Raw genomic sequence first — 25,960 nt, forward strand, 5'->3', positions numbered from 1 at the left:
ACTGCGGGCGGTAATCAGGCGGCGCAGGGCAGTCAGCCCGCCTTGGCGGCCACGCCCGCGTGGTGGCGGGCGTGGCCGTGTGCCGGCGTCGGGGGCTTACTGCAGCAGCGAGCGCAGCATCCAGGCATATTTTTCATGGATCTGCAGGCGCTGGGTCAGCAGGTCCTCGGACGGGGCATCGTCGGCGTCATCGGCAATGTCCAGCACCCGGCGTGCGGTGCGGCAGACCGCCTCGTTGCCGGCAACCAGGTCGGCGACCATCGTCCGCCAATCGCTGGCGTCCTGGAGCGGGGTTTCTTCGATCGACGCCAGGGCGACGAACTCGCGGTACGAACCCGGTGCCTTGAAGCCCAGTGCACGGATGCGCTCGGCGATTCCATCCAGCGCATTCCACTGTTCGGTGTACTGGTCCATGAACATCGCATGCAGCGAATTGAACATCGAGCCGGTAACGTTCCAGTGGTAGTTGTGGGTCTTCAGGTACAGGGTGTAGGAATCGGCGAGGAAGTGCGCCAGACCATCGGCAATCTTCTGGCGGTCACCGCGGGTGATGCCGATGTTGACTTGCGCCGCTTCCGGCGCCGGCGTGCTGCCCGGCTTGGCTGCTGCCGCTGCCGGCTTCTTGCCGGTGTTGTCTTTTTCCAGCTTTTCGGCAGGCTTGTCGGCTTTCTTTTCAGTCTTTTGCGGCTTGCTCTTGGCCATGAGGCCCTCCTGGTCAGGTGGATGCGTTCACAATAGGCGTTCCGGACGCGAACGTGTCATGAAAGCTGTCAGCGTTGTTGATCAATGAATGCTAGTGATAAACCAATGAGGACGCACCCGGGTGCGCGGCGGGCGGCCATCGACACGGCGATGAGCCGTGATCGTGGGCGCTTGCTCGGGCTATGGTCGCGCTGGCAGGCTGCGCTGGGCAAGGGGCAGGGCGTGGCCCAGGCCCAAGCCGCCTTCGAGCAGGCCCTGGCCGACTCCCAGGTTCAGCAGGCGGCGCGTGCTGCCTGCTCCCCGGCCATCAGCCTGGACCCAGCCCTGCCGATCGCCCGTGAGGGCGAGGCCATCATCGAGCTGATCCGCAACCATCAGGTCGTGGTGATTGCCGGTGAGACCGGTTCGGGCAAGACCACCCAGCTGCCCAAGCTGTGCCTGGCGGCCGGGCGCGGCAATGCCGGCATGATCGGCTGCACCCAGCCGCGCCGCATTGCCGCCCGTGCGGTGGCCACGCGGGTGGCGCAGGAGTTGAACAGCGAGCTGGGCAGCGTGGTCGGCTACCAGGTGCGCTTCACCGACAAGGTCTCCGATGCCTCGCGCATCAAGTTCATGACCGACGGCATCCTGCTGGCCGAGATCGCCTCTGACCGCTGGCTCAGCCGTTACGACACCATCATCGTCGACGAGGCGCACGAGCGCAGCCTCAACATCGATTTTTTGCTCGGCTACCTGAAGACCCTGCTGCACAAACGCCCGGACCTGAAGCTGATCGTGACCTCGGCCACGATCGATACCGGCCGTTTTTCAGCCCACTTCGGCGATGCGCCGGTGGTCAGCGTGGAAGGGCGCACCTTCCCGGTGGAAGTGCGTTACCGCCCGCTGGAAGGGCAGGGCGAGAACACCGGCGAGCGCACCGTGGGCGAAGGCATCGTGGCGGCGGTGGATGAGATCACCAGCCACGAGCCGCGCGGCGACATCCTGGTGTTCCTGCCCGGTGAGCGCGAGATCCGCGATACCCATCAGCTGCTGGAAAAGCGCAAGTACCGGGGCACCGAGGTGCTGCCGCTGTATGCGCGGCTGTCGGTGGCCGACCAGGACCGGGTGTTCAATCCCAAGGGCGGGCGGCGCATCGTGCTGGCCACCAACGTGGCCGAGACCTCGCTCACCGTGCCGGGCATCCGCTATGTGATCGACCCGGGCCAGGCGCGGATCAAGCGCTACAGCCCACGGCAGAAGCTGGACCGCCTGCACATCGAGGACATCTCCCAGGCCAGCGCCAACCAGCGCAAGGGCCGTTGCGGCCGCGTCGCCGAGGGTGTGTGCGTGCGCCTGTACGCCGAGGCCGACTTCCAGGCCCGGCCCGAGTTCACCGATCCGGAAATCCGTCGTTCCTCGATGGCCGGGGTGATCCTGCGCATGCTGCAGCTGGGGCTGGGCCGGATCGAGGATTTCCCGTTCCTGGAAGCACCGGACGAGCGCGCCATTGCCGATGGCTGGCAGCAGCTGGTGGAGCTGGGCGCGGTGGACGAGCAGCGCCGGCTCACCCCGATCGGCAAGCAGATGGCGCGGCTGCCGGTGGACGTGAAGCTGGCACGGATGCTGGTGGCCGCGCACACGCACGACTGCCTGGCGCCGATGATCGCCATTGCCGCCTTCCTCGGTATCCAGGACCCGCGCGAGCGCCCGCCCGAGGCCCGCGAAGCCGCCGACAACGCCCATGCCCAGTTTGCCGACGGGCGTTCGGAGTTCGTCGGCATCCTGCGTCTGTGGGACGCCTACCGCCAGGCCCACGAGGACCTGACCCAGGGCAAGCTGCGCGACTGGTGTGGCCGGAATTTCCTGTCCTTCCTGCGCATGCGCGAATGGCGCGAGCTGCACCGCCAGCTGCGCCTGCTCTGCGCCGAGCTGGGCTGGGATGCCGATGCCGGCAAGGGCGCCGAAACCGCGCTGCTGGCCGTGCCCGCCAAACCGGTCAACCCGGCCAATGACGCGCAGGCCTCGATCAAGGCGCGGCGTGGCGAGCAGCATCGTGCCAACCGTCTGGCCCGCGAGGGCAAGGCCGCGCCGGCTCCGGCACAGGCCAAGGTGGCTGCTGCGGCCCCGGTGCCGGCCCGTGAGGCGGTACCGGACAAGGTCATTGCCGCGGCCTACCAGGCCCTGCACCGGGCACTGATTGCCGGCCTGCCGACCCAGGTGGGCCACCGCACCGAGAAGGGCGATTACCAGGCGCCGCGCCAGCGCCGCTTCCAGCTGTTCCCCGGCTCGGCGCTGGCCAAGCGACCGCCGCCGTGGGTGCTCACCGCCACCTTGCTCGACACCCAGAAGGTCTGGGGCCTGAGCAATGCGGCGATCGAGCCGGACTGGGTGATTGCCGAGGTGCCGCACCTGCTGGCGCGCAAGCATTTCGACCCGCACTGGTCGCGTTCGCGTGGCCAGGTGGTGGCCAGCGAGCAGATCAGCCTGTTCGGCCTGGTGCTGGCACCGAAGAAGCCGGTGAACTACGGGCCGATCGACCCGGTCGGTGCGCACGATATTTTTGTCCGTCAGGCGCTGGTACCGGGTGAGATCACCACCCGTGCCGGCTTTGTCGCCGACAACCTGAAGACGCTGGAACGGGCACAGGAGGAGGAGGCCAAGCTGCGTCGCGCCGGCATCGTCGCTGACGAGGACTGGCAGGCACGCTGGTACCTGGACCGGGTGCCGGGGCAGATCCATTCCGCTGCCCAGCTTGATACCTGGTTCAAGGGGCTGGAGGCGGACAAGCGCCGTGGCCTGCACTGGTCGCTGACCGACCTGTTGCCCGGTGAGGGCAGCCAGGCCGACCTGTACCCGAAATACCTGCCGCTGGGCGATGCCCGCCTGCCGCTGCATTACCGTTTCGAGCCGGGCACCGAGGATGATGGGGTGACCCTGGAGGTGCCCCTGCACCTGCTCGGTGCACTGGATGCGGCGCGGCTGTCGTGGCTGGCGCCGGGCTTTGTGGCCGAAAAAGCCGCCGCACTGATCCGCTCCCTGCCCAAGGCGATGCGTCGCAATTATGTGCCGGCACCGGATTTTGCCCGCGCCTTCTTCGAGGCCTTCCCGCAGCCCAGTGCCGATGACATCGGCGGCGAGCTGGCACGTTTCCTGTCCAGAACCACCGGTGCCACGCTGGCGGCGACGGATTTCGAGCCGGACAGCATCGATGCCCACCTGCGTATGAACCTGCGGCTGCGCGATGAGCAGGGCAGGGTATTGGCACAGGGGCGCGATCTGGATGGCCTGCGTGCACGTTTCGGCGAGCAGGCCGGGCAGGCCTTTGCGGTACGCGCCGGACGTGCGCTGGTGGTCGAGGGCCTGCTGGATTTTCCGCCAGGACCGATTCCTGTGCAGGTGCCCGGTGAGGCCGGGGTACCGGCGTTCCCGGCCCTGGTCGACACGCTGGATTCGGCCGCGGTACGCATTTTTGCCGACCGCCAGCAGGCCGCTGGCGAACATCCGCGCGGCGTGCGTCGGCTGCTGGAAATCGGCCTGGCCGACAAGATCAAGCAGGCGCGCAAGCAGCTGCCGGTCAGCCCCAAGACCGGGCTGCTGTATGCGGCCATCGAAACCCAGGAGCGGTTGCGTGGCGACCTGGTCGATGCCGCCCTGAATGCGGTGCTGGCCGAGGGCCTGGAACAGATCCGTGATCCGGAAAGCTTCCAGGCGCGCAAGGCCCAGGCCGGCAAGGCCCTGTTTGGCGAGGCGATGGCCCGGCTGCAGCTGGCCGAGACGATCCTGGAGCTGGCCGGCAAGATCAAGCCGCAGCTGGAGGCGCCGCTGATGGGTTGGGCCAAGGGCAACCTGGATGACCTGCGCAGCCAGCTGGCCGGGTTGATCCATCCCGGTTTCCTGCGCGATACCCCGGCCGATGCGCTGGCCCAGTTTCCGCGTTACCTCAAGGCGATGCTGCTACGGGCCGAGCGCGCCAAGCGCGATCCGGTCAAGGACCAGGCGCGCATGCTGGAGTTGACCCCGTTTGCCGATGCCCTGGCGCAGGCCGCAGCGGCCGGGCGCGGCGCCGATCCACAGTGGCAGGCGCTGCGCTGGGAACTGGAGGAGCTGCGGGTGCAGACCTTCGCCCAGGAACTGGGCGTGCGCGGCAGCGTATCGGCCAAGAAGCTGGCCCAGCGGGTAGCGGCGCTGCAGCGTTGAGGCGGCAGCGTTGCTCAGGTATCGGCCTGGCCGGTTGACGGCGGTGCCGGCTGCTCGGGGGCAGGCTCGCGCAGGCAGTCACTGCGCGCCTGGTCGACCTGGCGCTTGGCGCTGGCGTTCTCGTCGCGGATCTGCTGCTGCAGCTGGATGATGCGCGGGCGGTTGTTGGCTGTGCTGCCCAGCAGTTCGATCTGCTGCTGCCAGCCGGCGACGCGGTCATTGGAGGCGGCATAGATGCTTGCCTGCGCCTGTTGCAGGCATTGACGGTCAAGCTGCAGATTGCTGCCTGCCAGCTGCCCGCTACGCAGCACATGCGGGCGCGCGTCGCCAGCGCATGGTGACTGTGAGTACACCGTTTCGCCGGATTTGCCACTGCACTTGTAGACCTGTGCCTGGGCAAAAACGGGAAGGCTGAGTACAACCAGAAGAGCAATTCGCATCATTGACGGCCGAACCTGTCCAGAGTGGGCGCACACTGCCACGCGCTGCGCGATCAGACAATCACGCAGGCGCAGCACAGGATGATTATTTGACCCGGCGCACCTTTGCGCGGGTGTTGTACCCATCGACCTGCAGGTGCCACACCCCCATCAGCCCCGGGGTGATGCGGACGTGGCGATCATTGCCGCGGGCACCGTTGAGCTGCGCATCGTCGGTCTGTTCCCAGACCTGGCCATTGTCCAGGTGGTACTGGCGCCTCTTGGCAAAGCCACTGAACTGTCCCGGCAGTACCGCCACGATTGGCTCATCCGAGCCAAAGCTGAGAAAGCCGCGGTTGCGCACAATCACTTCCTGGCGCCCGGCTTCCATTGCCTGCTCGCGCACCTGTTCGGTGGCTTGGCTGACCCGGCCCTGCAGCCAGGCATTGAGCGCGGCCAGTTCGGCCGGGCTGAGCTTGTCCAGGCCGGCGGCGCGGAACTGTTCCGGGCTCATCTGCTGCTGCAGGTCAGCTTCGTTGCTGCGCTGTGCCAGCGCATGGCCGGGGTACAGCGCCAGCGCGAGCAGTGAAAAACAAAACAGGCGGGGTAAAGCCTTCATCGGACATTGTTCCCTGTGTCAGTTGCCCCTAGTGTAGGGGCATCGATGGCAGGTACAGGGCTGTGAACGAGATTTTGCCAACAGGGCTGGAGGCGCTGCTGCAGCGTCCGGCATTTCGTGTATTGGGTGAGCCACTGCGTCGGCAGTTGCTGGCGCTGTGGGAGCCGGGTACGGACGCCGCACCGGCCACGATGCGGATGGACTGGAGCGCGCTGGCGCAAATGGGCGATGCCTTGGCGCGCCTGAACGCCGAAGAACCGGTGGTGCTGGCGGCGTTGCTTGCCGATTTGCCCGGCCTGCGTGCACGCCGGGCCGAACTGGGGCTGCCGGCGCCGATGCTGGCGGTGGTGGACGGGCTGCTGGACAGCCAGGATGCCGCCGACCAGGTCTGGGCGCTGCATGCCGGGCGCGAGGCCGGACGCAATGGCGAGGGCCTGCGCCGGCTGCTGCTGGCCATCATCCGCGACCTGCGCGTGGTGCCGATCCTGCTGGCACGCCAGCTGGCCCTGCTGCACGCCGCGCCGCTGCACAGCGAGGCCGAGCGCCGTGCACTGGCCCAGCTCACCCGTGACATCCACGGCCCGCTGGCCAACCGGCTGGGCATCTGGCAGCTGAAATGGGAACTGGAGGACATGGCCTTCCGTTTCCTGGAGCCGCAGACCTACCACCACATCGCCCGCCAGGTCGACGAGACCCGGCTGGCGCGCGAGCACTATGTCGAGGATGTGCGCCGCCAGCTCAGTGCCGGCCTGGCCGAGCACGGGATCAAGGCCACGGTCAGCGGCCGGCCGAAACACATCTACAGCATCTGGCGCAAGATGCAGAAAAAGCGCCTGTCCTTTGACCAGCTCTATGACCTGCGTGCGGTGCGGGTGATGGTTGATGACGTGGCCAGCTGCTATGCGGCGCTGGGCGTGGTGCATGCGCTGTGGGTGCCGGTGCCCAGCGAGTTCGATGACTACATCGCCCGGCCCAAGGCCAATGACTACCGTTCGCTGCACACCGCGGTGATCGGCCCGGAAGGGCGCACCATCGAGGTGCAGATCCGCACCCACCAGATGCATGCCCAGGCCGAGCTCGGCGTGGCCGCGCACTGGAAGTACAAGGAAGGCGGCAAGGGCGGGGAGAGTGCGTTCGAACGCAAGATCACCTGGATGCGCCAGCTGCTGGAGCAGGCCGGCGAGGGCAGTGGTGACGAGCTGGCCGGCGCGCTGGATGCCGAGCTGCTCGAGGACCGGGTGTATGCGCTCAGCCCCAAGGGCGAGGTGATGGACCTGCCGGCCGGGGCCACGCCGCTGGATTTTGCCTATCACGTGCACACCATGGTCGGGCACCGCTGCCGCGGGGCCAAGGTCAACGGCCGCATCGTGCCGCTGACCTACCACCTGCGCAGCGGCGACCGGGTCGAGATCATGACCGGCAAGGAGCCGGACCCACGGCGTGACTGGCTGCTGCCCACTGCCGGCTACCTGGCCAGCAACCGTTCGCGCGAGAAGGTGCGCGGCTGGTTCCACAAGCTGGACCGCGCCCGCAACATCGAGGCCGGGCGCGAGCTGCTGGACAAGGAACTGCGCCGGCTGGGGCTGATGTCGGCCGACCTGGGCAAGGTGCTGGCCCGTTTCCGCGCCGAGAACGTGGATGAGCTGCTGATCCAGCTGGCGCTGGGCGATATCGGCCCGAATGCGGTCAGTCGCGCCCTGCTGGAGGCCGACAAGCCAGTGGAGCCGGTTGCTGCCAATGTGCCGCGGGTGACGGCCAGGCCGGTCCCGGCCGATACCCGTGGCTTCACCATTGACGGGGTCGGCAACCTGCTGGTGCAGCTGGGCCGCTGCTGCCGGCCGGTGGCTGGCGAGCCGATTGCCGGCTACCTGACCCTCAGTCGCGGGGTCACCGTGCACCGTGCCGACTGCAGTGCGTTTGCGCGGCTGTCGGCACTGCATCCGGAGCGGGTGATGCCGGTGGAGTGGGGGCGTGCCGGCGGCGGCTACGAGGCCGACATCCAGGTGCTGGCGGTGGACCGGCGCTGGCTGCTCAAGGACATCACCAACCTGATCGCCCAGGCCGATGCCTATGTGCTGGCGATCAACTCGGACAACGTGCGCGACTCCGGCCGCGCGGTGCTGCGCCTGCGCCTGAAGGTGGCCGATTACGGCCAGCTCTCCAACCTGCTGGGCAAGATCGACGCCCTGCCCGGGGTGGATGAGGTGCGGCGGGTGGGGTGAGAATGTTGTTGTCGGCTCAGGCCGGCAGGAACACCTCGGCCACCGTGCTGCGTGCGGCCTCGAGCGAGAAATGACGCTGGATGTTGTCCAGTCCCGCCATGGCTAGCCGTTGCCACAACACAGGATCACTGTAAAGGCGAACCACTGCATCGGCAAAGTCGGTGGCTGCGTCGGCAATGAGCACGTCATGGCCATCACGCAGATGCATGCCTTCGGCAGCACAGCCGGTAGCCACCACGGGTTGGCCGTGGGCCATGCTCAGGTTGACCTTGCCCTTGACCCCGGCGCCGAAGCGCAGGGGAGCCAGGCCAATGCGGCAGCCATCCATGTACGGGTCGATGTCGGCCACGTAGCCATGCAGGCGTACCCCGGGCAGGCTGCTGGCCAGTGCCTGCAGCTCCTGTGGGGGGTGCTGGCCGATGATGTGCAGCACCACCTGTGGCAATGCCGCGTGGATCAGCGGGAACACCTCACGCAGCAGCCAGCCGACGCCATCGACATTGGGCGGGTGGCCGAAGCCACCGACGAACACCAGGTCGCAGCGCTGATCAAAACCAGGGCAGTGATCGTGGGTTTTGTGCAGGTTGGAAATCAGCGCGGTTTTGACCTGCGGCGCATCCTGTTGCAGCTGCGCTTGTTCGGCAGCACTGACCAAGACCGTGATATCGGCCTGCGTCATCACCTCCAGCTCCCGCTTGCGGGTACGTGCCGCTTCGGCGCGCAGCGCCGGATCACCGGCCACCTCGGCCCCGCGGGCCTCACGCAGGTAATGCAGGTCGACGGTATCGAAGACCACCCGTGCCTGCGGGGCGTATTTGCCCACCAGAGGCAGGCTGGCCTGGGCCAGGTGGTGCCGGACCAGCATCACCGTGCAGAAACGTGGGCCGTGTTCGCCCAGCCAGCGGCTCAGGCCGCCCAGTGTGGCCGCCGGCCAGGTTTCGACGCCGTCCCTGCGCAGACGCGCAGCACCGACATCCCCGGCCGCAGTGGAGGTGGCCACAATCACCACATGCGCGCCGTGCTCGCGCAGCAGCTGGATCAGGTAGGTCTGGCGCAGCGAGGCAGAATCCCGATCAGGCTGTGGCAGGGTTTCATCGATGATCAACACCTGCCGCTGTTGGTGGTGCAGCAGGGCCGGTGATGGCACGCTGCCGGGTGCCGGATGATGTGCCAGCTGCGTGGCCCAGCGTTTGGCGAACGTCTGCTGGTTGCGCAGCTGATGGGCCTTCAGCCCACTGCGCACATCGGTGCCGTGGCTGGTGCCCTCGTCATGCACCACCTGGCTGGCGGGTTGTACCAGCACGCGAAGGCCCCGCTCGCGTACGCGCATGGCCAGGTCGGCATCCTCGTAATAGGCCGGGCAGTAACGCGTATCCAGGCCGCCAAGCGCATTCCAGAGCTGGCGCGTGAGCATGACCGCCGCTCCCGAGCAGTAATGGCTGTCGCGCAGCGCACTGTAGCGCGGATCGCCAGGTGATTCGAAACGGCCGTAGCTCCATGCGCTGCCATCACTGAACAGCACCGCACCTGACTCCTGCAGGCGACCGTCCGGGTACAACAGCTGGCTGCCGACCAGCCCTGCGTCTGGGGTGTTCTGCAGCGTTTCCAGCAGGGCATCCAGCCAGCCAGGTTGAGGAATGGTGTCGTTGTTGAGCAACACCACATAGTCGCCCTTACTGCGGCTGACGCCGTCATTGCAGGCATGGATGAAACCGCCGTTGCGGTCGCGCACCTCATAGCGTAGGCCATGGATCTGCGGTAACCAAAGGGCGGTTTCATCGCTGCTGCCGTCATCAATGACGATGACTTCGCAGCGGGTAGCAGGCGGATGGGCGGCCAGCGCCCGCAAACACGCCAGCGTATGGGCGGCATGGTTGTAAACCGGAATGACAATGCTGACCACTGGCTGTGTGCTGGTGGCCAGGCTGAACGCCGAGAATGGGGATGCTGCCGGCAGGAAGAGCTCGGGCCGAGCGGTTCTGGACGGAGGGAGCGCATGCACCAGGACCCGCGACAGGGTGGCGCGCCAACCGCGGGTGCGCAGGCTGGCAACGGCCCGGTGCGCCAAGCCGAGTAGACGGCGAAGCCAATAACGGGCATCGGCCAATGAGGTGGGCATCAATATTTGACTCCAGTAGCTGTACAGGGTGGTCACAAACGCTAGGCAGGTGTGCTACCTGCGCTAGACTCGCCCGGAACAGCCCATTCTCGCATTCTCGTGTCCCCACGTAACCCAAGCACTTCCAAACGCTCTTCGCCACCTGCGCCTGTACTGCGCGGGCGCCTGCTCACCGTGACATTGGCTTTGCTGGCCTTGGCACTGGGGTTCCTGATCCCGTACGTGGTGCACCTGAACAACCAGGTCAGCGAACGCTTCGGCCAGCTGCGCTGGCAGGTGCCGACCCGGGTGTATGCGCGGCCGCTGGTGCTGGCACCGGGGGTGGCGATGGATGCGGCCACCCTGCGCGTGGAGCTGGCGGCGGCCGGCTACATCGATGACGGCAAGGGCCAGGCGGTGTCGACCTACCTGCGCGATGGCAACCGTTTTGTGATTTCCAGCCGGGGCTACATCGATGTCGACGGCCGGGTGCCGGCACAACGCATCGAAGTGCGCCTGTCCGGTTCGCAGGTCAGCCGGGTGGCGGCGGTTGGGGGCGATACGTTGCGCGCGGCGCGGCTGGACCCGGCACGTATTGCGACCCTGTACGGCTCCAAGCAGGAAGAACGCCGGCTGGTGCGGCTGGAAGAAGTGCCCGACCTGCTGGTGACCGGCCTGCAGGCGGTGGAGGACCGCGATTTCAGCCGCCACCACGGCATCGATCTCAGCGGCATCATCCGTGCGCTCTGGGTGACGGTGCGCTCGGGCGGGCAGACCCGTCAGGGTGCCTCGACCCTGACCCAGCAGCTGGCCCGTTCCGGCCTGCTCGGCATCGGCAAGGAGCGCACGCTGCGGCGCAAGTTCAACGAAATCCTGTACGCGATCATCATGGAGGTGCGCTATGACAAACGCACCATCCTCGAGGCCTACCTGAACCAGGTCTACCTGGGCCAGCGCGGCAGCCAGGCCATCCATGGCATGGGCTCGGGCGCGGAGTTCTGGTTCGGCCGGCGCGTGGACGGGCTGTCCACCGAGCAGATCGCGCTGCTGATCGGCCTGGTCAAGGGGCCCTCGTATTACGACCCGCGGCGGCAGCCGGAGCGTGCGCTGGACCGGCGCAATTTCGTGCTCGGCAAGCTGCTGGAAAATGGCCTGATCGACCAGGCCGAACATGACCGCGCCAAGGCCGCACCGCTGGGTGTCCCCGACCAGCCCGGGCTGGTCGCGGCCAACCGTTTCCCCGGCTATATCGACCTGGTCCGCCGTCAGCTCGGCAAGGACTACCCGGAAAGCGCATTGCAGGGCGCCGGGCTGAGCGTGTTCACCGGGATGTCGCCCTCGGCCCAGGCGTATGCCGAAGGCGCGGTCGCGCATACCATCAAGACCCTGGAAAACCGCCGTCGTCCCGAGCTGCAGACCGGGCTGGTGCTGACCGATGTGCACAGCGGCGATGTGCTGGCCGTGGTCGGCTCGCGTGACCCGGGCGAGCATGGTTTCAACCGCGCCGTCGAGGCGCAGCGCCCGGTCGGCTCGCTGCTCAAGCCGTTTGTCTACATGCTGGGCCTGGCCAGGCCCAACCAGTGGTCGCTGGCTACCTATGTCGATGATTCGCCGGTCACCGTGCAGTTGTCGCGCGGACGGCAGTGGAAGCCGGGCAATTCCGATGGCCGCAGCCATGGCAGCGTGCGCATGATCGATGCGCTGGCAAACTCCTACAACCAGGCCACAGTGCGCATCGGCATGGATGCCGGTCCGGAGCGGCTGGCGCAGTTGATCAACGTGCTGGCAGGGATCAAGGCCGAGGGCAACCCGGCGCTGATCCTGGGCTCGACCGATCAAAGCCCGTATGCGATGGCCCAGCTGTATCAATTCCTCGCTTCCGGTGGCCAGATCCAGCCGCTGCATGCGGTGCGCGGGGTGGTGGCCGCCGATGGCACCCTGCTCAAGCGCTATGACAACACCCCGGCACCGGCGCAGGATGGCGACCGGGTGGCGGCCAACCTGGTCACCGTGGCCCTGCAGCAGGTGGTCAGCGCCGGTACTGCACGCGGCCTGCTGGCCGATGGCCTGGGCCGGCTGGATGCGGCCGGCAAGACCGGTACTTCCAATGATGGCCGCGACAGCTGGTATGCCGGCTACACCGGCGACCACCTGGCCGTGGTCTGGATGGGCAATGACCAGAACGAGCCGACCGGCCTGTATGGCGCCAGCGGTGCGATGCGGGTCTGGTCGGGCATTTTCAAGAAGCTGCCCAGCTCGCGTCTGACTGTCTCCAACCAGGGCCTGGAATGGGCCTGGCTGGCCGATGGCCGCAACGAGGCCACCGATGAGGGCTGCCCCGGTGCCCGACGGCTGCCGTTCGTTGCCGGTTTTGCCCCGGCCTATGTGCCCTGCGCACCGGTCGAGCCGGAAGTGATCACCGAGCCGGAGCAGGGCGGGGGCTGGCGTAGCTGGTTCGGGCTGCCGCCGCGTGCAGCCGAATCTCCCCAGACCGAGCCGGAGCAGCCATGAGCCGGCAATTCCCATCGCCCCCGGCCCTGCTCGTGGCTGCGCTGCTGGCCTTGGCCGGTTGCCGCAGCACCAGCGCGCCGCCGCCGGTATTTGTGGACCCGGTGAGCCCGGCGCAGCGCCTGGCCCAGGTGGAGGCGCTGGCCAGCAGTGTGGATGACGAGCTCAGTGTGCAGCCGCTGCGCGATCCGCAGGTGGAGGACCTGCGTGAGCAGGCGCGCGATGCCCGCGGTCAGGGCGACCTGGCCCAGGCCATCAGCGCGCTGGAGCATGCCTTGAGCCTGCTCGACAGCGACCCGGCGCTGCTGCAGGAGCGTGCCGAGCTGGCACTGCTGGCCGCCGATCCGCACCAGGCCGAACAGTACGCACGCCGCGCGCTGGACCTGGGCTCGCGTACCGGGCCGCTGTGCCGCCGGCACTGGGCCACCATCTGGCAGGCCCGTCAGGCGCGCGAGGAGGCCATCAATGCCGATTCGGCCCATGCCCAGATCGAAGGCTGCACGGTGCCGCCGATCCAGCGGTTTTAAGGCAGCGCCCGGTGTCCTGGCTGGAAATGCAGACGGCCGCGGCGCTGGCGCCGGGCGGGGCACTGTCGAGCATGCTCGACGGTTTTTCCCCGCGTCCGGCGCAGCAGCAGCTGGCCGCTGCCATCGCCAGTGCAATCGAACAACTTGATGTCCTGCTGGCCGAGGCCGGTACCGGTACCGGCAAGACCTTTGCCTACTTGGTGCCGGTGCTGCTGTCGGGCAAGCGCACGATCATCTCCACCGGCACCCGCGCGCTGCAGGACCAGCTGTTCCACCGTGACCTGCCGCGGCTGCAGCAGGCACTGGGCGTGCGTCTGCGCAGTGCGTTGTTGAAGGGGCGCGCCAACTACCTGTGCCGTTACCGTACCGGGCAGGCATTGACCGCGCCGCAATCACCGCAACAGCTGCAGCAGCTGGCACAGGTGGCCAGCTGGGCAGGGCGCAGCCAGGACGGCGACATCAGCGGTCTGAGCTGGCTGGGCGAGGATTCGCCGCTGCTGCCGCAGATCACCTCCACCCAGGACAACTGCCTGGGCCACGACTGTCCGTTCTGGGGTGACTGCTTTGTCGTGCAGGCGCGGCAACGCGCACAGGCCGCCGACCTGGTCGTGGTCAATCACCATCTGCTGCTGGCCGACCTGGCCCTCAAGCAGGAGGGCTTTGGCGAAATCCTGCCCGGTGCACAGGCCTTTGTCATCGACGAGGCGCACCAGCTGCCGGAGTTGGCGGCGAATTTTTTTGGCCACAGCTTCGGTTCGCGGCAGCTGCTGGAGCTGGCGCTGGACAGCGAGCGCGAGGCTGGCCAGGTTGCCGCGGCCGGCAGTGTGGTGGCCGGGCCGGCGGCACAGCTGGCCCAGGACCTGCACCAGTTGCGCCAGGCGATGGCGGTATTGCCGGTGCGCGGTACCCAGTGGGCGGCGATGCTGCAGCCCGGGGTGGCCGATGGATTCGAGCAGCTGGAGGACAGCCTGGAGCGTCTGCTCCAGGCCCTGGCCGGGGTACGCGATACCTCGGCCGGACTGCTGGCCTGCCATGCACGCGCGCAGCTGGCCCGGCGCCTGCTGCAGCAGTGGCTCGATGCCGCCGCCGAGCCGGGATGGTTCGATGGCGACGACGCGGTTGCTGCGCAGGCAGCGTCCGACAGCCCAGCGCAGGTGCGCTGGTATGAACTCACCGCGCGGGGGATGCGTTGCCAGATCACGCCTATGGATGTTTCCGGCCCGCTGCGTGAACACCGCAAGGCCACCAACGCGGCGTGGATTTTCACCTCGGCCACGCTGACCGTGGGCGGTGGGTTTGAGCACATCGCCGCGCGCCTTGGTTTGGATGACCCGGCGACATTGAGCCTGCCCAGCCCGTTTGACTGGCAGCAGCAGGCACTGTGCTACCTGCCGCCCGGCTTGCCGGATCCGGCTGCGGCCAGCTTCGGCGCCGCCCAGCTGGCTGCGATCCGGCCGGTGTTGCAGGCTTCCGGCGGCCGCGCCTTTTTGTTGTTTGCCTCGCACCGCGCGCTGCGCGAGGCGGCGCAGGCACTGGCCGATGCGCAGTGGCCGCTGTTCGTGCAGGGCAGTGCGCCGCGTGCGGTGTTGCTGCAGCGTTTCCGTGACGCCGGCAATGGCGTGCTGCTGGGCACCGCCAGTTTCCGTGAGGGCGTGGATGTGGTCGGCGATGCGCTCAGCGTGGTGGTGATCGACAAGCTGCCCTTCGCCGCCCCGGATGACCCGGTGTTCGCCGCGCGGCTGGAGGCCATCGAGCGTGCCGGCGGCAACCCGTTCCGTGACGAGCAGCTGCCGCAGGCAGTGATCGCGCTCAAGCAGGGTGTGGGCCGCCTGCTGCGCAGCGAAATCGACCGTGGGGTGCTGGTGCTGTGCGACCGCCGGCTGCAGGCGCGCAGCTATGGCAAGGTGTTTTTCCGTTCCCTGCCGGCGCTGCGCTGCACTCAGCAGCTGGCCGATGTGCAGGCCTTTTTCGGCCAGCGCCCCGGCATGGATGCGCCGGGTGCGCCAGCGGCGCACACTGATGACCTGTTTGATGAGTAGAAACAATGAAACTGCTAGCCATTGAAACCGCCACCGAAGCCTGTTCGGTGGCAGTCCATGTCGACGGCACGGTGATTGAGCGCTTTGAAATCGCCCCGCGCCGGCATGCCGAATTGACCCTGCCCTGGGCCGGACAGCTGCTGGCCGAGGCCGGGATCTCCCGCCGCCAGCTCGATGCCGTGGCCATCAGTCGTGGCCCCGGTGCGTTCACCGGTGTGCGCCTGGCCATTGCCATTGCCCAGGGCATTGCCCTGGCCATTGATCGTCCGCTGCTGGCGGTCTCCACCCTGCAGGCGCTGGCGTTGCGTGCGCCGGTGGGCCAGCAGCAGGTGCTGGCGGCCATTGATGCGCGCATGGGCGAGGTCTACGCCGGGCGCTTTGCCTGTGCTGATGGCCAGTGGCAGGCCATCGATGCCGAGCAGGTCATGCCGCCGCAGGCACTGGTGCTGGAAGGCCGGGGCTGGTTTGGTGTGGGCACCGGCTTTGCCGCCCTCGATGGGGCCCTGGTGCAGGCCGCTGGCGCCGCGCTGGCCGGTGTTGATGCCGGTGCCTTGCCGCATGCGGCCGATGTCGCCAGTCTGGCCGTGGCTGCATTTGCGCGCGGCGAGGCGATCGCCCCGGAACGGGTCGAGCCGGCCTACCTGCGCAACAACGTGGCCTTGACCATTGCCGAGCAGCAGGCGCTGCGGGAGGCCCGCGCATGACCGCGCGTGCTTCGGCACGGGCCCGCTTCCGCGGCTGCCTGCTCGGCCTGGCGGTAGGCGATGCCCTGGGTACCACGCTGGAATTCAAGCCCCCCGGCAGCTTTGAGCCGATCACCGACATGGTTGGTGGCGGGCCGTTCAACCTGCAGCCCGGGCAGTGGACCGATGACACCGCGATGGCGCTGTGCCTGGCCACCAGCCTGGTCGAGCGTGGCGGCTTTGACCCGCATGACCAGATGCAGCGCTACCTGCGCTGGTACCGCGAGGGCTACCTGAGCAGTACCGGCCACTGCTTCGATATCGGCAATACGGTGCGCGATGCCCTGGAGCGTTTCGAGCGCACCGGCGAGCCGATGGCCGGCAGTACCCAGGCGCACACGGCCGGCAATGGCGGGCTGATGCGGCTGGCGCCGGTGGCCATGGCCTGGGCGCTGCAGGCTCCGGAAACCAGCCACTTCGCCGCCGAGGCCACCCGCACCACCCACGGCGCCGAGGAGGCACAGGATGCCAGTCGGCTGTTTGCCACCCAGCTGCGGCATGCGCTCAATGGTGAGGACAAGCACCTGATCCTGGTCGGTCACCGGGCCCGGGTCAGTGCGCCGGCCATTGTCGATATCGCCCGCGGCGATGTCGCCGCCTGGCAGGCGCAGGGCATCCGTGGCAGCGGTTACGTGGTCGAGTCGCTGCGTGCGGCGCTGTGGTGCTTTGCCACCACCGACAGCTTCGAGCAGGCGGTGCTGGCGGCGGCCAACCTTGGCGATGACGCCGACACCACCGCGGCGATCTGTGGCCAGCTGGCCGGTGCCTACTACGGGGTACAGGCGATTCCGGAAGCCTGGCGCCAGCGCATCGTCCAGGCCGAACTGATCAACCAGCTCAGCGACCAGCTCTACCAGCAGGCACTGCTGGGCTGAGCCTGCCCGCGCGGCGTCGGCTCAGCGGTCGACGTCGCGCAGGGTGCCGCCGGGCAGGAAGCTCCAGGTCCGGGTGACCTGCAGGATATCCACGCCATCGCCGGCCTCGGGCAGCGGCGGGAACGGCTGGGCCAGCTGCACGATGCGCAGCGCGGCATCATCAAGCAGCGGCGTGCCCGAGCTGCGCAGCACGCGCGCACTTTCCAGCGAGCCATCGCGGCGGACGCCGACGGTGATCACCACCTGTCCGCCCAACCGCTGCTGGCGTGCCTGGTCGGGGTAGTTCAGGTTGCCTACCCGCTCGGCACGGTCCACCCAGGCGCGCAGGTAGTTGGCGTAGGCGTATTCGCGGGTGGAGGCGGAGACAAACTTGCGGGTCGGGCGCTTGGCGTATTGCTCCGAGCGCAGGTGGACCTCGGCCGCCAGGCGGGCCATCTCGGCATCGCGCTGCTCGCGCGCATTCAAGGCCGCATCCGGGCGCGGCTGTTCCGGCGGTGTCCTTGCCTGTGCTGCAGGGTGTGGCTGCTCGCTGTTGTGGCTGCTGATCACCCGTGCCTGCGGCGGTGGCTGCTCGGCGGCACTGCGCGCCTGCTGCGGCAGTGGCGCGACACCTTCGCGGCTGCGCGGCACAAAGCCGGCCTGGGGCTCGCGCGGGCGTTGCGCGGCCTCATCCTCACCGCCGCCGACCTGGTTGGCCTGGGCCAGGAAATCGGCCTGCTTCGGGGTCAGCGGGGTGCTGGTCTGGCTGAAGATGACATCCAGCGTCGGTACCAGCGCGGCCGGATCACTGACAGTGAAACCAATACCGACCAGCAGCATCGCGTGCAGCAGCAGGGACAGGGTCAGGGTGGCGCCCAGGCGGCCCGACTCGGGTGCGCGCGCAGGCAGGACGGAAACCGCAGGGCTCATTGTTTCAGGTCGGCTTCGATGGCATCGAACAACTGGCCGGCAATGTTCAGGCCGAACTGGGCATCCAGCTCCCGCGCACAGGTCGGGCTGGTGACGTTGACTTCGGTCAGGTAGTCGCCGATCACGTCAAGGCCGACAAAGCGCATGCCGCGGCGCTTCATCTCCGGGCCGACCTGGGCGGCGATCCAGCGGTCACGCTCGCTCAGCGGCCGTCCCTCGCCACGTCCACCGGCGGCCAGGTTGCCGCGGAACTCATCGCCCTGCGGGATGCGGGCCAGGCAGTAGTCCACCGGCACCCCGTCCACCAGCAGGATGCGCTTGTCGCCGGCGCTGATGTCCGGGATGAAGCGCTGGGCCAGGGCCAGCTGGCGGCCACCATCGGTCAGGGTTTCCAGAATTACATTCAGATTCGGGTCGCCGTTGCCGGAACGGAAGATCGAGCGACCGCCCATCCCGTCCAGCGGCTTGAGTACGGCCTGGCCGTGTTCGAGCACGAAGGCCTTCAGCGCCGCCGCATCGCGGCTGACCAGGGTCGGCGGGCAGCATTGCGGGAACAGCAGCGCGGCGAGCTTTTCGTTGTAGTCGCGCAGTCCCTGTGGATTGTTGACCACGCAGGCGCCGGCGGCCTGCGCCAGCGAAAGCACCTGGGTGTCGTAGAGGAACTGGGCATCAAACGGCGGATCCTTGCGCATCAGCACCACCTGGCCCGGACCAAAGCGAGTGCTGGACCAGTCACCGAGCTGGTACCACTGGGACGGGTTGTCGGCCACCTGCAGCGGCGCGGTCGTGGCCAGGGCCGTACCGTCGGCAATGGCCAGGCCACCGGGACGGACGTAATGCAGGCGATGTCCGCGCCGCTGTGCTTCCAGCAGCATGGCAAAAGTGGTGTCTTTGGCGATCTTGATCGTCTCGATCGGATCCATCACCACGATCACATCCAAGGTCATGTTCAAACGCCTGCATCGATAAGCCGGGCTACATGGTAGCGAGTTGCTTGCCGATTGCGTGGACCTGCCCCATGAAGGACGGGGAAATGGCAGAATGGACGGGCAATCGCTGCGCAGATAACTGTGATGGGCGTCTCATCCGATGCTCCGGCAGCATCACCAAATGGTCGTTGCTTGACAGTTGCCGGCAGGATTGGGATATACATGCGCTTTCGCAATGGCGTTGCGCATTGGCTTACCACGCCATGCATGGGGAAAACTCAATGGCTGAAAACATGGCCGCGGGCGGGGAGCTCGCGGGGCTTAAAGTCATGGTCATCGATGATTCGAAGACCATTCGACGCACGGCGGAAACACTGCTCAAGCGCGAGGGTTGTGAAGTGGTAACCGCCACGGACGGTTTCGAGGCCCTGGCCAAGATCGCCGATCAACAGCCGCAGATCATTTTCGTGGACATCATGATGCCGCGTCTGGATGGCTATCAGACCTGCACGCTGATCAAGAGCAATCCGCGCTTCAAGGCCACGCCGGTGATCATGCTGTCCTCCAAGGATGGCCTGTTTGACAAGGCGCGCGGTCGAATTGTCGGGTCGGAGCAGTACCTGACCAAGCCATTCACCCGCGATGAGCTGCTCGGGGCAATCCGCACCTACGTAAACACCTGACCAAGGGGGGGCAGGTACATGGCAACGATTCTGTTGATCGACGACTCGCCGACTGACCGGGCGGTTTTCACACAGTGGCTGGAGCGCGCCGGGCATCAGGTGCTGGCGGCCGACAATGCCGAAGATGGCTTGAAGCTGGCGCGCGAGCATCATCCGTGCCTGGTGCTGATGGACGTCGTGCTGCCGGGCATGAGCGGCTTCCAGGCAACCCGTGCGCTGGCCCGCGACGAGGCGACCCGGCAGATTCCGGTGCTGATCGTTTCCACCAAGAACATGGAAACGGACAAGGCCTGGGGCTTGCGCCAGGGCGCCGTGGATTACATCGTCAAACCGCCACGCGAAGAAGATCTGATCGCGCGCATCAACCAGCTGGTGAACTGATGCGTTCGCCCTTCGATATTCTGGAAGCGTATGAGCAGCGCAGCCTGCAGCATGCGGTGCAGCTGCCCGGGCGTGAGTTCGCCGCGGAGCTGTGGCGCGGGGTCGGCTACCGGATCGGCAACCGCCGCCTGGTGTCTGATTTCCGCGAGGTGGTGGAAATCGTGCCGATGCCGCAGGTCACCGTGGTGCCGGGGGCGCAGCCCTGGTTGCTGGGCGTAGGCAACCTGCGCGGCAACCTGTTCCCGGTGATTGACCTGAAATATTTCCTGGAAGGCCAGTTCACCAGCTTGAGTGAAGGCCAGCGCGTGCTGATCGTGCGCCAGGCCGGCGGTGACGTCGCCCTGACCATCGATGAACTCTACGGCCAGCGCAGCTTCACCCCCGAGCAGGCGGTGGAGCCGGGCAGGCTGGCGCAAGACCGCTACCGCTATTTCGTCGATCGTGCCTATCGCGACGATGGTCATGACTGGGGCGTTTTCTCGCTCTCCCTGCTTTCGCGCACTCCTGAATTCCGCCACGCTGCCGCCTGACCGGCGGCGGGTCTGTGTGCTTAAAAATCGCTGACTTGAGGTCTGACCTGATGAGTAATGCGTCTGACACCACCACTTCGAGCAAGCTCGGTAACCTGGGCGCCAACTTCTGGCTTGGCCTGTTGCTGTTGTCGATGCTGGTCTTCGGTGCCAATACCGGTGTGGCCACCTGGCAGAGCGGCCGTCTGGCCGGTGGCCAGGACGGGGCTGCCGACCTGCAGGTGCTTTCCCAGCGCCTGGCCATCCAGGGCCGTGAAGCGGTGGCCGGCAATGCGCCGGCTTTCAATGAATTCAAAGACACCCGCGCGGCGATCGAAACCACGGTCAACGGCCTGCAGGGACGCTTTGGTGAAGAGGCCGGTGTGGCCGCGCCGCTGCGCGAACTGACCAATACCTGGAATCCGATGGCCGAACGTGCCGGCCAGATCGTCCAGTCCGAGCCGGCAGTGCTGGCCCTGGCCGGCCATGCCGACAATTTCGTGGCCTCGGTTCCGGCGCTGCAGGCTGAACTGAACGAGGTGGTCCGCGCGATGACCGCTTCCGGCGCCCAGGCCAGCCAGATCTACAACGCGCTGCAGCAGGTGGTGGTGGCCGGCACGATGGCCCGCCGCGTGACCGAAATGCGTGCCGGTGGCCCGGGTGCGCGTGCTGCCGGTGATGCGATGGCTCGCGACATGGTGGTGTTCAGCCAGATGCTCGATGGCCTGCGCAACGGCAATGCCGAATTGAACGTGGCGGCAGTGCGCAGCCCGTCGGCGCTGGCCGCGCTGGAAAAGTCCGCCGAGGTCTGGCAGGGCATGAAGAAGGACGCCGACGCGATGCTGGCCTCCTCGCGCAACCTGTTCGCCGCCCAGGCCGCTTCGGCCGCGCTGGCTGCCGACTCGGACAAGATGCTGGCTGACAGCCGCGCGCTGATGCAGAGCTTCTCTGCCTTCGGTTCGGTGCGCGACAAGCGCATTTTCCCCAACTTCTGGTGGTCGGTGATCTTCGGCGGCCTGTCGCTGGTGTCGATCATCGGCTTCTTCTACACCACCGTGCGCAGCCGCTCGCGTGAGCAGGACCTGCGTTACCAGGCCCAGGTGGAATTCAACAGCCGCAACCAGCAGGCGATCATGCGGCTGCTGGATGAAATCAGCTCGCTCGGTGAGGGTGACCTGACCGTCAAGGCCTCGGTGACCGAGGACATGACCGGCGCCATCGCCGACGCAATCAACTACGCGGTCGATGAGATGCGTCACATGGTGACCACCATCAACTCCACCGCCGGAAAGGTGGCCGAGGCAACCGAATCCAGCCGCAGTACCGCACTGCAGCTGGCCGACGCGGCCGGTCACCAGGCCGACCAGATCAACTCCGCCTCCGAGCGTATTGCCGAAGTGGCAACCTCGATCGAGCAGGTGTCGCGCAACTCGGCCGAGTCGGCCGAAGTGGCACAGCGTTCGGTGGTGATCGCCGCCGAAGGTGCCGGTGTGGTGCGCGAGACCATCCAGGGCATGGACCAGATCCGTGACCAGATCCAGGAAACCTCCAAGCGCATCAAGCGCCTGGGTGAGTCCTCGCAGGAAATCGGCTCGATCGTGGAACTGATCAACGACATTTCCGAGCAAACCAACATCCTGGCATTGAACGCTGCCGTGCAGGCGGCCAGCGCCGGTGAGGCCGGTCGCGGCTTTGCGGTGGTGGCCGACGAAGTGCAGCGCCTGGCAGAACGCACCTCCGGTGCAACCCGCCGGATCGAAGGCCTGGTGCAGGCCATTCAGGCCGATACCAACGAAGCGGTCTCCTCGATGGAGCAGACCACCGCCGAAGTGGTCTCCGGTGCCCGTCTGGCCGAGGACGCCGGTACCGCGCTGACCGAAATCGAGCGCGTGTCCAACGCCTTGAACACCCTGATCAAGAACATCTCGGTGGCCGCACAGCAGCAGTCGGCAGCGGCAACGGACATCACCCAGACCATGGGTGTGATCCGTCAGATCACCAGCCAGACCTCGACCGGCGCCAGCCATACCGCCGAATCGATCGGTCACCTGGCCCAGCTGGCTGCGGACCTGCGTCGCTCTGTGGCCGACTTCAAGCTGCCGGCATGAGTCGGGCTCTGGCCGTTGCATCAGGGAAACGAAGAATGAGCCGTAGCCGTATTGTTTTCAACCTGCCCATGGCTGCCACTGCGCCGGGCATCACATTGCCGATGGAGCACCGCCATGAGTACGCGTGAGGCGATGAGTCATGCTGCCCTGGGGTGGGTCAAGCCGGAGCTTGACCAGACGCTGCTGCAGATGCGCCAGCAGATCCAGGACTATGTGGAAGAGCCTGACAACGGCCAGCCGATGCTGCAGGCCGCGGCCTGGTTGCATCAGGTCCAGGGCACCCTGCGCATGGTCGAGCTGTATGCGCCGGCACTGGTGGCCGAAGAGCTCGAGCTGCTTGCCCACGCGGTGCACCAGGGCGCGGTAGCCGATACCGAAGAAGCCTGTGCGGTGCTGATGCGCGGCACGGTGCTGCTGCCGGATTACCTGGAGCGCCTGCAGGACGGCCACCGCGACATTCCGATCGTGCTGCTGCCGCTGCTCAATGAAATCCGTGCCGCACGCGGCGCGGACGTGCTCAACGAAAGCGTTCTGCTGGCCTTTGGCCCGGAAGCCTCCGATATCAGCGCCGAGGAGCTGGAGCATGCGCGCGGTTCGCTGGCCGGACGCAACCGCGAGCTGTTGTCCACCGTCGGCGGCGTGGTCAAGGAAGAGCTGCTGCGCATCAAGGATGCGCTGGACCTGCACCTGCGCACAGGCGCACCGTCCTCGGCCCTGCAGGCCCAGGTCAACCAGCTCGGTGCGGTGGCCGATACCCTGGCGATGATGGGGCTCGATGGCGCACGCGAGCTGGTGCTCGGTCAGCGCAAGGCCCTGGTCGAGGTGGTCGAAAAACAATCCAACATCGATGAAGACCTGTTGCTGGAGATTGCCGGCGCACTGCTGTACGTCGATGCCTCGCTGGACGAGCAGGTGGCCAGCCTCGGCTCGTTGGGGCGGCGTGAGGAAGACCCCGCGGCGCTGGAGACCCAGCGCACGGTGGAGGTTCTGGCCGCCGAGGCGATCACCAATTTTGCCCATGCGCGCGAGCATTTTGTCGCCTTCATCGAGACCAACTGGGATCACTCCCGGCTGGCCGATGTGCCGCGTCTGCTCGGTGATGTTGCCGGTGCGCTGCGCATCCTGGAAATGGACGAGCCGGCGCAGTACGTCACCGGCGTCCAGCGCTACATCCAGACCGAACTGATTGGCCGGCTGCGGGTTCCCAGTGGCCGCCAGCTCGATACCCTGGCCGATGCAATGGCCTCGCTGGAGTATTTCCTGGAAGGCGTGCGTGAGCGCCGCCCGGGTGGTGCCGAAATTCTTGAAATCAGCCGCAGTTCGCTGCAGGCGCTGCGCTATTGGCCGCTGCCCGAGATGCAGGACGCCACGGTGCCAGCGTCGTCGCTGGCGCCGGAGGCTGTGGTTGCGCCCGCACTGGACAGTGGGCTGGCTGCCGACACCGGGCTGCAAGCCGTTGCCGCAGGCGACGCCCAACTGCCTGCCGAAGCAGAAACTGAAGCCGAAGCCGAAGCCGAAGCCGAAGCCGAAGCCGAAGCCGATATGCCGCGTGCCGCTGCTGCGCCGGACCAGGACAGCGTGGTCGTGTCCGCTTCAGCGTTGCCGCCGGCGGACGACTATCCGTATGTATTTGCCGCATCCAACCAGCTGCCGCCCAACAGCCACAGCCCGTTTGATCCGGTCAATGCCGAACGCGAAGAATTTGACGTTGTAACCGAGCAGCCGCTCGCCATCCTGCCGCTGGAACTGGAGGCCACCGCCGATGCGCTGTCCCCGCCATTGACCGGTCAGGCCCAGTTCCAGCACTTTGATCCGTTGCTGGCCGAGCATGCTGCAGCGCCGCTTTCCGAACCGGTGGCGATCGCGCCGCTGGATGGCGCATTGCTGGTCGATGACCTGCAGGCACTGGAGCCGGGCGATGAACCGCCGGCATACAGTGGCCGTGGCCAGGCGGTAGAGGACGAACTGCGTACGGCCGTGTTGCCGACCGTTGCCGACAGTGGAAGTGTCCAGACCGAGGTATCCCTGGATGCCGGTGCCAGCGTGATCATCCCGCAGGCCCTGGACTGGAATGCCGAAGAAGCGGCGTTTTTCTCCTCGCTCGATGACAGTGCGCTGGCCCTTCCTGCTGCCGGGGTGGCCACAGCCCCGCCGGCAGAGGCGGCCGCGCCCGCTGTGCCAGCTGTGCCCAACCAGGATGGTTTCCAGGACAACGGCCAGCTGGTGGACGCCGATACCCTGGAAATCCGCGAGGTGTTCCTGGAGGAGTTCGACGAGGAACTGGCCAACCTGCGCTCGATGCTGCCGGCATGGTCGGCAAACCCGGGGCAGGCGGAACTGCTGCTGCCGGTGCGACGGATCTTCCATACCCTCAAGGGCAGTGGCCGCCTGGTCGGTGCACGCACCCTGGGTGAGTTCAGCTGGGCCATCGAAAGCATGCTCAACCGCGTGCGCGACGGCCTGCGTCCGGCCAGCCCGGCCGTGGTGGCGATGGTCACCTTGGCCGTGGAGGAAGTGCTGCCGCAGCTGTATGCCGCGCTGCAGGCTGGCAGTATCGTCACTGCAGACCTGATGGCGATCCAGGGGGTTGCCGATCGCATCGCCGCTGGCGAGGAAATCCATTACATCCCGGCTGCGCGCCCGCAGGCGGCCAGCGCCGATACCGCCGATACCGTCGAAACGGCCGCCGTGCCGGAGCCGGAGTCCGAGCCGCTGCTGACCGTGGTGGAAGGCACGCCGGCGCAGGTCGACAGCGTGCTGCTGGATATCCTGCAGGCCGAGGTCACCACCCATCTGGCCACCCTGCACGCCTGGCTGGCAGCCTGCGAGCGGCAGCCGCAGCCGGTGGATGAGTCCCTGCTGCGCGCCGTGCACACCATGAGTGGCGCCTTTGCCATGACCGAGGTGCCGGAAATCACCGCGGTAACCGGGCCGGGTGAATCCCTGGTCAAGCGCCTGCTGGCCACGGCCGAGGCGCCGTCGCTGGCGGCCATTGCCGCGCTTTCCGGTGCCGCGCAAGCCATTTCGCAGACCCTGCAGGCGCTGCAGGCCGAGCATCCGTTGATTCCCCGCTTCAGCGCACTGAGTGCGCAGCTGCAGGCCCAGGTGGATCTGTTGCCTGAAGCGCGCAATCCGCTGATCGGCAGTGACGAGGGCTGGGAAAGCGAGCAGGTGCCGCCCGGCATGCCGGATCTGCCGGCCGAGCCGCTTGCCGATACGTTGGTGGTTGACCACTCCGCCAGCCTGGTGGTCGGCGACATGAGTGCGTATATCGATGACAGCGGGCTGCAACTGCCCGATTTCAGTGCCATTGATGCCATGGTCAATGCAGCGGGGCAGGAGTTGCTGGCCTCGGCCCAGGCGCCGGAACTGGCCTCGGGCACGTTCGATGCCGCCGAACCGGTGCTGGCGCACGAACTGGCAGACGTCGGGCTGGAACCGGTGGAAGACACTGCGGTCAGCGAAGCGTCGCTGGTCGACGCCGTGGCCGAGCCGGAAGTGCCGGCTGGCGTG

General features: G+C 67.1%; 18 protein-coding genes. 12 read left to right on the forward strand and 6 right to left on the reverse strand.

Translation table 11 applies throughout. The features are described from left to right. Window positions 1-96: 96 nt before the first annotated feature. Window positions 97-702, reverse strand: coding sequence for a Dps family protein (locus tag ABB25_RS01105; RefSeq protein WP_057662476.1), 606 nt, complete (start codon window positions 700-702; stop codon window positions 97-99). A gap of 84 nt (window positions 703-786) precedes the next feature. On the opposite strand from ABB25_RS01105, the gene hrpA reads away from it, so the two are divergent. Then, complete coding sequence (gene hrpA, locus ABB25_RS01110; RefSeq protein WP_057662479.1) at window positions 787-4,878, forward strand: ATP-dependent RNA helicase HrpA; 4,092 nt, start codon at window positions 787-789, stop codon at window positions 4,876-4,878. 14 nt (window positions 4,879-4,892) lie between these two features. Here the strand turns inward: hrpA and ABB25_RS14130 are convergent, their stop codons facing one another. Both ABB25_RS14130 and ABB25_RS01120 read right to left on the reverse strand, forming a co-directional pair. After that, window positions 4,893-5,318 (reverse strand): DUF4124 domain-containing protein, encoded by a 426-nt coding sequence (locus ABB25_RS14130; RefSeq protein WP_211259271.1) that lies wholly within the window; start codon window positions 5,316-5,318, stop codon window positions 4,893-4,895. A gap of 85 nt (window positions 5,319-5,403) precedes the next feature. Then, entirely contained in the window at window positions 5,404-5,916 is a 513-nt protein-coding gene (locus ABB25_RS01120) for a hypothetical protein (RefSeq protein ID WP_057662486.1), read from the reverse strand. A 62-nt stretch (window positions 5,917-5,978) separates the two neighbouring features. On the opposite strand from ABB25_RS01120, the gene ABB25_RS01125 reads away from it, so the two are divergent. Next, on the forward strand, window positions 5,979-8,138 hold the full coding sequence (locus ABB25_RS01125; RefSeq protein ID WP_057662488.1) for a bifunctional (p)ppGpp synthetase/guanosine-3',5'-bis(diphosphate) 3'-pyrophosphohydrolase: 2,160 nt from the start codon (window positions 5,979-5,981) through the stop codon (window positions 8,136-8,138). Between the two features lie 16 nt (window positions 8,139-8,154). On the opposite strand, the gene ABB25_RS01130 is transcribed toward ABB25_RS01125, so the two are convergent. Next, on the reverse strand, window positions 8,155-10,257 hold the full coding sequence (locus ABB25_RS01130) for a glycosyltransferase (RefSeq protein WP_057662491.1): 2,103 nt from the start codon (window positions 10,255-10,257) through the stop codon (window positions 8,155-8,157). 174 nt (window positions 10,258-10,431) lie between these two features. Between ABB25_RS01130 and mrcB the strand changes: the two genes are divergently transcribed. Genes mrcB through ABB25_RS01155 form a run of 5 tightly spaced genes read left to right on the forward strand, consistent with a single transcriptional unit; the run spans window position 10,432 to window position 16,928 of the window. After that, complete coding sequence (gene mrcB / locus ABB25_RS01135) at window positions 10,432-12,747, forward strand: penicillin-binding protein 1B (RefSeq protein ID WP_425477283.1); 2,316 nt, start codon at window positions 10,432-10,434, stop codon at window positions 12,745-12,747. Then, the gene (locus tag ABB25_RS01140) at window positions 12,744-13,271 is read left to right on the forward strand and encodes a tetratricopeptide repeat protein (RefSeq protein ID WP_057662497.1); all 528 of its coding nucleotides are present in this window, start codon (window positions 12,744-12,746) and stop codon (window positions 13,269-13,271) included. The genes mrcB and ABB25_RS01140 overlap by 4 nt, the downstream gene beginning before the upstream one ends. A gap of 11 nt (window positions 13,272-13,282) precedes the next feature. Next, entirely contained in the window at window positions 13,283-15,310 is a 2,028-nt protein-coding gene (yoaA, locus tag ABB25_RS01145) for a DNA repair helicase YoaA (RefSeq protein ID WP_057662500.1), read from the forward strand. 5 nt (window positions 15,311-15,315) lie between these two features. Next, a complete protein-coding gene (gene tsaB, locus ABB25_RS01150) occupies window positions 15,316-16,014 on the forward strand; it encodes a tRNA (adenosine(37)-N6)-threonylcarbamoyltransferase complex dimerization subunit type 1 TsaB (RefSeq protein WP_057662504.1) in 699 nt (232 codons plus the stop codon). Continuing rightward, the gene (locus tag ABB25_RS01155; protein ID WP_057662506.1) at window positions 16,011-16,928 is read left to right on the forward strand and encodes an ADP-ribosylglycohydrolase family protein; all 918 of its coding nucleotides are present in this window, start codon (window positions 16,011-16,013) and stop codon (window positions 16,926-16,928) included. Before tsaB ends, ABB25_RS01155 begins: the two co-directional genes overlap by 4 nt. A gap of 21 nt (window positions 16,929-16,949) precedes the next feature. Here the strand turns inward: ABB25_RS01155 and ABB25_RS01160 are convergent, their stop codons facing one another. Further along, window positions 16,950-17,837: an energy transducer TonB gene (locus ABB25_RS01160; RefSeq protein ID WP_057662509.1), complete on the reverse strand. Its 888-nt coding sequence runs from the start codon at window positions 17,835-17,837 to the stop codon at window positions 16,950-16,952. After that, entirely contained in the window at window positions 17,834-18,784 is a 951-nt protein-coding gene (gshB, locus tag ABB25_RS01165; RefSeq protein WP_057662512.1) for a glutathione synthase, read from the reverse strand. The genes ABB25_RS01160 and gshB overlap by 4 nt, the downstream gene beginning before the upstream one ends. Before the next feature lie 263 nt (window positions 18,785-19,047). Here gshB and ABB25_RS01170 point away from each other — a divergent pair, with 263 nt between their 5' ends. The 5 genes from ABB25_RS01170 to ABB25_RS01190 form a co-directional block, all read left to right on the forward strand. After that, window positions 19,048-19,449, forward strand: coding sequence for a response regulator (locus ABB25_RS01170; protein ID WP_057662515.1), 402 nt, complete (start codon window positions 19,048-19,050; stop codon window positions 19,447-19,449). A gap of 18 nt (window positions 19,450-19,467) precedes the next feature. Beyond that, entirely contained in the window at window positions 19,468-19,830 is a 363-nt protein-coding gene (locus ABB25_RS01175; protein WP_057662520.1) for a response regulator, read from the forward strand. After that, entirely contained in the window at window positions 19,830-20,360 is a 531-nt protein-coding gene (locus ABB25_RS01180) for a chemotaxis protein CheW (RefSeq protein ID WP_057662523.1), read from the forward strand. Before ABB25_RS01175 ends, ABB25_RS01180 begins: the two co-directional genes overlap by 1 nt. A 50-nt stretch (window positions 20,361-20,410) precedes the next feature. Next, complete coding sequence (locus tag ABB25_RS01185; protein WP_057662526.1) at window positions 20,411-22,447, forward strand: methyl-accepting chemotaxis protein; 2,037 nt, start codon at window positions 20,411-20,413, stop codon at window positions 22,445-22,447. Between the two features lie 114 nt (window positions 22,448-22,561). Further along, window positions 22,562-25,960, forward strand: a 3,399-nt coding sequence (locus ABB25_RS01190) for an Hpt domain-containing protein (protein WP_211259272.1), incomplete at its 3' end; no start/stop codon positions are given.

The sequence above is a fragment of the Stenotrophomonas koreensis genome (assembly GCF_001431525.1).
Lineage (GTDB): Bacteria > Pseudomonadota > Gammaproteobacteria > Xanthomonadales > Xanthomonadaceae > Stenotrophomonas > Stenotrophomonas koreensis.

What these genes read in the sequence shown, in the direction of transcription:
- ABB25_RS01105 (WP_057662476.1), bottom strand. Translation starts at nt 702, where the DNA reads ATGGCCAAGAGCAAGCCGCAAAAGACTGAAAAGAAAGCCGACAAGCCT.
- hrpA (WP_057662479.1), top strand. Translation starts at nt 787, where the DNA reads ATGAATGCTAGTGATAAACCAATGAGGACGCACCCGGGTGCGCGGCGG.
- ABB25_RS14130 (WP_211259271.1), bottom strand. Translation starts at nt 5,318, where the DNA reads ATGCGAATTGCTCTTCTGGTTGTACTCAGCCTTCCCGTTTTTGCCCAG.
- ABB25_RS01120 (WP_057662486.1), bottom strand. Translation starts at nt 5,916, where the DNA reads ATGAAGGCTTTACCCCGCCTGTTTTGTTTTTCACTGCTCGCGCTGGCG.
- ABB25_RS01130 (WP_057662491.1), bottom strand. Translation starts at nt 10,257, where the DNA reads ATGCCCACCTCATTGGCCGATGCCCGTTATTGGCTTCGCCGTCTACTC.
- ABB25_RS01140 (WP_057662497.1), top strand. Translation starts at nt 12,744, where the DNA reads ATGAGCCGGCAATTCCCATCGCCCCCGGCCCTGCTCGTGGCTGCGCTG.
- tsaB (WP_057662504.1), top strand. Translation starts at nt 15,316, where the DNA reads ATGAAACTGCTAGCCATTGAAACCGCCACCGAAGCCTGTTCGGTGGCA.
- ABB25_RS01155 (WP_057662506.1), top strand. Translation starts at nt 16,011, where the DNA reads ATGACCGCGCGTGCTTCGGCACGGGCCCGCTTCCGCGGCTGCCTGCTC.
- ABB25_RS01160 (WP_057662509.1), bottom strand. Translation starts at nt 17,837, where the DNA reads ATGAGCCCTGCGGTTTCCGTCCTGCCTGCGCGCGCACCCGAGTCGGGC.
- gshB (WP_057662512.1), bottom strand. Translation starts at nt 18,784, where the DNA reads ATGACCTTGGATGTGATCGTGGTGATGGATCCGATCGAGACGATCAAG.
- ABB25_RS01170 (WP_057662515.1), top strand. Translation starts at nt 19,048, where the DNA reads ATGGCTGAAAACATGGCCGCGGGCGGGGAGCTCGCGGGGCTTAAAGTC.
- ABB25_RS01175 (WP_057662520.1), top strand. Translation starts at nt 19,468, where the DNA reads ATGGCAACGATTCTGTTGATCGACGACTCGCCGACTGACCGGGCGGTT.
- ABB25_RS01180 (WP_057662523.1), top strand. Translation starts at nt 19,830, where the DNA reads ATGCGTTCGCCCTTCGATATTCTGGAAGCGTATGAGCAGCGCAGCCTG.
- ABB25_RS01185 (WP_057662526.1), top strand. Translation starts at nt 20,411, where the DNA reads ATGAGTAATGCGTCTGACACCACCACTTCGAGCAAGCTCGGTAACCTG.